The sequence below is a fragment of the uncultured Marinobacter sp. genome (assembly GCF_947488835.1).
Lineage (GTDB): Bacteria > Pseudomonadota > Gammaproteobacteria > Pseudomonadales > Oleiphilaceae > Marinobacter.
This window is the reverse complement of record NZ_CANLBK010000001.1, coordinates 1,920,123-1,927,567: the sequence shown is the minus strand read 5'-3', so window position 1 is coordinate 1,927,567 and position 7,445 is coordinate 1,920,123. Positions and strand designations below refer to the sequence as shown.

6 protein-coding genes are annotated in these 7,445 nt (G+C 53.3%); 2 read left to right on the top strand and 4 right to left on the bottom strand.

What is annotated here, in order from left to right; all coding sequences use genetic code 11:
- Positions 1-146: 146 nt before the first annotated feature.
- From Q0824_RS08950 to Q0824_RS08935, 4 genes are all read right to left on the bottom strand, one after another.
- Positions 147-1,043 carry a DUF2971 domain-containing protein gene (locus Q0824_RS08950; protein WP_298449455.1) on the bottom strand — a complete coding sequence of 299 codons (897 nt, stop codon included), beginning with the start codon at positions 1,041-1,043 and terminating at the stop codon, positions 147-149.
- Positions 1,044-1,141: 98 nt separating this feature from the next.
- Complete coding sequence (locus Q0824_RS08945; RefSeq protein WP_298449453.1) at positions 1,142-1,579, bottom strand: hypothetical protein; 438 nt, start codon at positions 1,577-1,579, stop codon at positions 1,142-1,144.
- A gap of 224 nt (positions 1,580-1,803) precedes the next feature.
- Entirely contained in the window at positions 1,804-2,514 is a 711-nt protein-coding gene (locus Q0824_RS08940; protein ID WP_298449451.1) for an SIMPL domain-containing protein, read from the bottom strand.
- Positions 2,511-3,530 (bottom strand): ChaN family lipoprotein, encoded by a 1,020-nt coding sequence (locus Q0824_RS08935; protein WP_298449450.1) that lies wholly within the window; start codon positions 3,528-3,530, stop codon positions 2,511-2,513. Before Q0824_RS08935 ends, Q0824_RS08940 begins: the two co-directional genes overlap by 4 nt.
- A gap of 62 nt (positions 3,531-3,592) precedes the next feature.
- Here Q0824_RS08935 and dauA point away from each other — a divergent pair, with 62 nt between their 5' ends.
- Both dauA and Q0824_RS08925 read left to right on the top strand, forming a co-directional pair.
- Complete coding sequence (gene dauA, locus Q0824_RS08930; protein WP_298449447.1) at positions 3,593-5,356, top strand: C4-dicarboxylic acid transporter DauA; 1,764 nt, start codon at positions 3,593-3,595, stop codon at positions 5,354-5,356.
- An 11-nt stretch (positions 5,357-5,367) separates the two neighbouring features.
- On the top strand, positions 5,368-7,314 hold the full coding sequence (locus tag Q0824_RS08925; RefSeq protein WP_298449588.1) for an ion channel DMI1: 1,947 nt from the start codon (positions 5,368-5,370) through the stop codon (positions 7,312-7,314).
- Positions 7,315-7,445: the final 131 nt, after the last annotated feature.

Sequence of the window (7,445 nt, the reverse complement as noted above, 5' to 3'; positions counted from 1 at the left end):
ATTCCGACGACTCCTTGTCTGTTTGCTCAATGCTACCAAAAACGACCTGTTTTGGGGTTTTTCTACAGCCTCAACGCTGAGCGCACCGGTGGGCTTTTGGAGCGAAGCGGAAAAAGCCCGTCCGAGTGACGCTTATGGTTATGTGGTTAATTCGTTCCAACTGGGACAATATCTACGCCTAACTCTTTTGGTGAAAATACCGCCTCATAAAAACTCACGTCACTTCCTTTTAGCGCTGACCTTAATGAATCTCGTTGAGTATTTGGCATTTCAGCACCAAAGATAACCTGTTTTATAATGCTAGGTCGTAATGCACGAACGCCGTTCCGCTTATCATCACCGTTTGGCAACGCTAACAGCCTAACCTCCTCTTCATAACTCCATGATTCATGCTTATGAGTAAGATGATGAATGCAATAGTAGTAGAAAAATTGCGCCATCAATGCTTTGTTTTCAAAAACACCAAGTGCGTCTTTATAAGACAGGTTCCCATCTGTATTTTTTTTGGGTGACTGAGAAAGCATAAGGCTTACGACAACAGAGTATATTTCCAAAGCATCTATAGGCTCGTTTGAGTACTCGACAGGCCGAATAAAAATACTTTTTTCATATAAAAAATCTACATTTTCCCACAGATATTTATATGATTCTTCGATATTGTAACCAATGCAAAACCCTCTATGCCCATCAGCGTAATGCCCCCACATTAGTGGATGATCAAACCTTCGCGTAAGGCATAATACCCCAACCCTATCTACAAGTGGTCTGACATTGTGTGCGAGACCTTTTGCATCCGCTAAGGGACGATAAAATATTTCCAGTGCCTTTTCGCTCGTAGCAAAATCTTTGAAATCTTGACCACAACAAGACAAAGAGGAAATTGCTCTAGAAAAGACCTGTTTAAAGCGCTTATAGGTCGGAGCGACGATCGGGGGATTACAATCCAACGGATCATTAAATTGAGACCGTGACGCAAAATAAACGCTGCCCTCGGCAATAGACTTGACTACATAATCTTGATAGCTATGAAATTTATATAGCAAGCTAACTCCGAAACTTAATTTTTAACACATAACGCTGAGCACAGCGGCGCCACGTCAGTGGCGTCCGGCGGCCATCGGCCGCAAACTGCTGCGACTTGTTAATTTGTGGGTGTAGCACGGCGCCCGATCCAGTATTCAAAGGGCCGAACTAGGCCTGGAACTTTTAAATTTCTCCCACGAAACCCTGCGACTGAAAGGAACACGGTCGCAACGATGCTCAAGCCCATACCGACCAGCATGAAAATATTTTTGAGACCATCGTCTGAAAGGTAAGGGATGCTAGTGCCGGCGTCACGAACCGCAATACGAACCCCAACAGCTAATGCCGCCAGAAGCATGAGGTAAATAAATGTTGATAGCCAAAGATCCATGAACTTCAGCAGAGTCATCTTGCTATGCGTAAATTCGATTCGACGAGCCAACAACAGAAAAAGAACTACCAATGGCACGTAAAGCCAGAAATACGTGTAGAGAATGATCAAGCTGACCAATGGCACCGCGCCAGCGATGATACGCTCTTGAGTGCTTACTTCCATATACCGACAATCTCCTTGAAATTAACAGTGGTTAGGTGGAAGTAACTTTCACGCCACAAACGTGACTTCCACAATTCGCTCAGCCTCGTACTAGCTGCTTAAAAAATAACTTCTAATAACAATGCCTTATGCGCATCCAGGCTTTCCAGCTATGTAATCGCGTGACATCGTCATTATTGCAATAACATCGAGCCATGCATTCTTCCGGCTGGTTCGCGAGCCAGCTACCGCAAATAATACTCAACAGTTGAAACCACCCGCACGGTCTTAACCGGGTGCTGTTGCTCAGACACCCCTGGCGCTTGATCCCGGGCCAGTATCTGGAATACGCCCTGATTGGCGCGGCGTAAATCGCCCAACTCGGTTTTCGCATCTTCGGCAAACTGGCTGGCGGCTTCGCGGGCGGATGCTGTGGCTTCGGCAATCATGGCGGGCTTGATGTCATTCAGGCCGTTGAACAGATAGGTTGGGCCGCTGGGGCCGTAATCAGAAGAGAGTATTACACCGGAATCCACCAACTCGCTTACGCCCTGTGCGGCTTGGCGAATCTTTTGAATATCGTCGCTGCGCACCATCAGAGTCTGGCTGACGATGAATTTCTGTTCGTTATTGTTGTCCTGATACGGGTTGGCACGGGTATCGGTTACATCAAGGCGCTGCAACTCCACCGAGCTGTCGCCGATGGCCTGTAGTTTCAGGAATGCCATGATGGCATTGCGGCTGTTACGGGCTTTGTCCTGGGCCTCACTGAGGCTGGCCCCGGTGGCCACAAACCGAATCGGCCACAGGGCCAAATCAGCATTCACTTCACGCTCGGCCACGCCTTTCACGGTTACATAGCGATCACCGGTGCGCAGGTCTGTGAGGCCATCGCTGATGAGTGAGGCTGAAATTATGGCGCTAACACCCAGAATCAGGGCAACTAGGACTTTCATGGTGAATCTTCCTGACACGTTTCGTTGTTGGGGCGCTGGAACCTTGCGGACATCGCTTTGCGTTCGCGATCTTCATCAAGAAACTCCTGCGGCAAAGGCTGGATAAAGTAGAGGAAGTCGCCTTTATTTCTGGATTTTTCCACTGGCGCCTTTTCTGCATCCGCTGGCCATACTACCGGTGAAATCACCGCAACTGAAACGTCCGGTGCCCGCTGGCGGAGAAGTGCAACGGTTCCCAGATGCTCTTCGCTGTGGAAGGTGCCGGTGGTGTGAATAATCTGTGCGTTGGGGTGCTCCTTGTGGGCACTTAATATGCGGCTGGCCATGGTGTTGTCGCGCAGTAATTGGGCCTTATAGGTGTTGAGCATACGCTCGCTCATGGCCTCACCTGCAGCGCTGTGGCTGCTAGTAATAGCGGCGCTGAATTTGTCCCGGTAGGCAGGGGTGTCCATAAATGCATTGCCGGGCAACTGTGCGCGTTCGTTGGCTGGCAGCTTGTTCAGGTAGCCCGGCCCTGTGCGCCCGACGCAGCGCACGACGGCGGCAGGTGCGTTAGCCGCCACTACAGGTAGGCCATGCTGCCGTGCGAACTCCACCAGCGGCCGGTAGGAGGCTCGGTAATTATCCCAGGCGTTGCTGTCTTCAATGAATTCAGTTTCGCCGGTTTTACCATCGAGGTAGGCATCAATCGCGGCCTGGTTGTCCAGATTAAACTGTTCCATGGAGAGCACTTGTAGAGGCCGTTGGTGATGGAGGGCAGCCTGAATCCGCGATTGCAGCAAATGGGCTGCCTGATGGCCATGGTATTCGCCAATAACGATTACATCGGTGTGGGCAAGCTTTTGAGCGAGGGCTTTCATACTCAGTTGTGTACCACTGTCGGCATCTACCAAGTGAACCTCGTAAAGAGTTTCTGGCCTCGCTTCCATTTCGCTTTTGCTGGAATGGAATGTGGTGGCACACCCAGCCAAGGTGCCCATTAGTAGTGCCAGTGCGGTGATGAACAAACTTTTCATGAAAAAATTATATATGATGTAAGGCCTCGCTACTTGTATGTATTTCCAGACACGAGGCCAGTATGCCCCATCGCGCCCATCTTTTTTCTCTCCGGCTTGCCCATGCTTTCCGGGAGGCCTGCATTGACCAGCCCTACAACAGCCGCCGGTTTCTGCGAGATCTCATGGCTGGCGTTACCGTGGGCATTATTGCTATACCCCTGGCCATGGCCTTGGCGATCGCCAGTGGTGTTGCGCCCCAGTACGGTCTTTATACGGCGTTTATTGCGGGTTTTATTATTGCGCTGACTGGCGGCAGCCGGTTCAGTGTGTCTGGCCCCACGGCGGCTTTCGTTGTGATCCTTTACCCCATTGCCCAAGCCTATGGCCTTGGCGGGCTTTTGCTCGCTACGCTGATGTCGGGTGTGCTGCTGGTGATCATGGCACTCATGCGGCTGGGTCGCTTCATAGAATACATTCCTGAATCCGTCACTCTCGGTTTTACCAGCGGTATTGCCGTGGTAATTGCAACTCTGCAGGTGAGTGACTTTTTGGGCTTGCCTGTTGAGAGTATGCCGGAACATTATTGGGACAAGCTGACGGTGCTGGCGCAAAGCTTTCCTGCGCTGGATAGCATGAGCGCTTTGGTGGCCTTGGTTACCCTGGCGATCATGTTGATCTGGCCACGGCTCAGAACTCCGGTGCCGCCGCACCTGCCAGCGGTGATTGTGGGTAGCCTGCTGGCCATATGGTTAAACGCCAATGGTGCCTCAGTAGATACGATTGGGTCGCGCTTCAGCTATTTATTGCCTGGTGGCGGCACTGGTGCGGGCATTCCGCCGTTTTTGCCGGAGTTTGCCTGGCCTTGGCAGCAGGCGGATGCCAGTGGTAACGCCCTCGGATTTTCCTGGGGCATGGTGCGGGAGCTCCTGCCGGCAGCCTTTGCCATTGCCATGCTCGGCGCGATCGAATCCCTGCTCTGTGCCGTGGTGCTCGATGGCATGACCGGTAAGCGCCACAGCGCCAACAGCGAACTGATGGGGCAGGGGCTGGGTAATATTATTGTGCCGTTTTTCGGGGGCATAACTGCAACCGCCGCCATCGCTCGGTCTGCCGCCAATTACCGCGCGGGTGCCGAATCACCGGTTGCCGCCATGATTCATGCCCTTGTAGTGCTGCTGGCGTTGGTGTCGCTGGCGGGCATTCTCGCCTATTTGCCCATGCCTGCCATGGCTGCCCTGTTGATTATGGTGGCCTGGAATATGAGTGAAGCCCCCAAGGCTGTGCGCCTTCTTAAAACTGCCCCGCGTAGCGATGTGTGGGTATTTTTGACCTGTTTTTCCCTGACCGTGGCCTTGGATATGGTGATTGCCATTACCACCGGCGTTCTGCTGGCCGCGGTGCTGTTCATGCGTGAAATGGCGGAGATGACCAAGGTCACAGACATCACCAGCGGTAAGCGGATCAGTGATGAAAACCTGCCGCCAGGGTGGCGGGTATTTAAAATTAATGGCCCCCTGTTTTTTGCAGCAGCGGATCGCATTTTTGGAGAGCTTGCAGAGCTGTCCCGCAATGTTGAGGGGATTATTCTGTACATGGATGGCGTTACCGTTCTGGATGCGGGTGGCCTGTCGGCCCTCAACAAACTGGTTGGCACCTGCCGGAACGATGGCACCCGTATTGTGATTGCTGATTTGCAGTCCCAGCCTCAGCGCGCGCTCGCACGAAGCGGCCTTGGGCCGGTGGAGGGCGTTTTGCAGTTTACGCCCACTCTGCGGGAAGCCCTTGAACTGCCTTTGCTATCCATGGCTAAGCAGAACCCAACGCTCACCGGAGCCCAGACATGAAAAAAACCGCCATATTGCCGTTTCGCGTGGTTGATCGAGTAAAGTTTATTGTTGAACGGCAGTTGGTGAAGGGCGCCGGCTTCCAGCTGCTGGTGGTGGGTATTTTTATTGGTTTGATCTCGTTGATCGGTGGGCTTTTGGTGGTCCCCCAAGGCGGTGACTTCGATGATCCTGGATCGGCCGTCTGGTGGGCGTTTCTGCGCCTGACGGACCCCGGTTATCTGGGTGATGATGTAGGCACCTGGCAGCGTTTTGTTTCAACACTTCTGACCATCAGCGGATACGTGGTGTTCATGGGCACCCTGGTGGCTATTTTGACCCGCTGGCTGATTGCCAAAATGGCAGAGCTTGAGCGGGGGTTGACGCCGGTTACCCTGAAAAAACACGTGGTTGTGCTGGGCTGGACCAGCCAAACCTTGCCTTTGCTCTCAGAGCTGCTGGGCTCATCCGGGCGTATGCGCCGGTTTCTCGAGAAACATGACACCCAAAAGTTAAATCTGGTGGTGCTATCGGAAGAAGCCTCTGCGGAACAGGTTCATGAACTGCGCAATGAGCCCGGTATTGGGCGTCGCGCCCGGCAGGTTATCCTGCGCTCCGGTTCGGCTATTCAACCGGATGCCTTGCACCGGGTTGCTTGTCTCGATGCGGCGGCGGTGATTGTGCCCAGTGGGGTTTACGAAGCCGGCAGCTTGATAACCTCGGATGTGGAAACCGTTAAAGCCCTGCTGTCGATTGCCGCTCAGGCAAGGCAGTACCAGGCGCCCCTGCCTTTTGTAGTCGCAGAGATTCAGGATGTCCGCAAGCTTCCCGTGGTTGAGCGCGCCTATCCCGGGCCTATCGAGGTGGTCGCAGGTAATGCAACGATCAGCCGCCTGATGGTGCAAAACGTAGTGCATCCGGGATTGTCTGAAATTTACAACGAGCTGCTCACGGCGGGCGAAGGTAATGAGATCTACGTTCGGGGTGGCGAAACAGTAGCGGGCTTGTCCCTCGGAGAGCTGGCAGCTGAACGCCCGAATGTAATCATTCTTGGATTGCTTCGCAGCAGTGAGCAGGGTTGGGATATCCGCTTGGCAGCGCCGTCTGATACCCGAATAGAGGCTGAGGATAGGGTTGTCATGATGGCCCGGGATTATGCTGAAACGGATGCGAATCCGAAAGCCGAGGCATTACCCCGGATAAACCGTGGGGAAGCGAAACGCTCTGTGCGCGGCGAAGGTCTGGAGGGGCATCGTGTTCTGTTGCTTGGCTGGAATCGCAGGGTGCCCAGTCTGATGGCCGAGTTTGCCAGTTATGGCCCCGGGCAACCCGTGCTGGATATTGTTTCCGCTGTGCCAGTGTCTGAGCGGGAGCAGGCGCTCAGCCGTTACGCCAAAGGCAAACTTCTGGATGCGTACAGTCATATCGAAGCGGACTACATGGTTGAGGATGAATTGCGCCGGATCAACCCCGCCAGCTACGACACGATTATACTGCTTAGTAGTGATCGGTTGGCCTCTGGAGAAGAGGCTGATGCACGGACCATGGTTGGGTATCTTCAGCTCGAAGACATACTGGCGGAGACGCCCGGGCGCCCTCAGTTGATTATGGAGCTGAGTGATCCGGACAACCGCCAACTGCTTTATGGCCATCAGAGTGAAGTGCTCATCAGCCCGATGATACTCAGCCATATACTGGCGCAGGTAGCACTGCGTCGGGAACTCAGAGCGGTACTGGACGAGCTGTTTACGGTAGGTGGCGGTGAGATCCAGTTCAGCAATCCAGACGATTACCCGCTGCCAGCGAGTGCTGACTTCCATGTGCTGGAAAAGGTTCTGGCCGCTGAGGGTGAAGTGGCCCTTGGCGTGTTCCGTGCCACTGCAGATGCTCGCGGCAGGCATCTGCTGCTGAACCCTCCGCGCAGGCAGTATCTTGAGTTGCAGCCTGGGGATCGGCTGGTTGTGCTGTGCCAGTCCTGACCTCTTGTTTTGAAAAGTGATCGCATCAACCATTCATAAGATAAATGCTGAAAATAGATCATATAAATTTCAATTATAAGATCTGAGGCATTAAAGTACTGCCAACACTGATATCCAGCCCGGTGAACTGC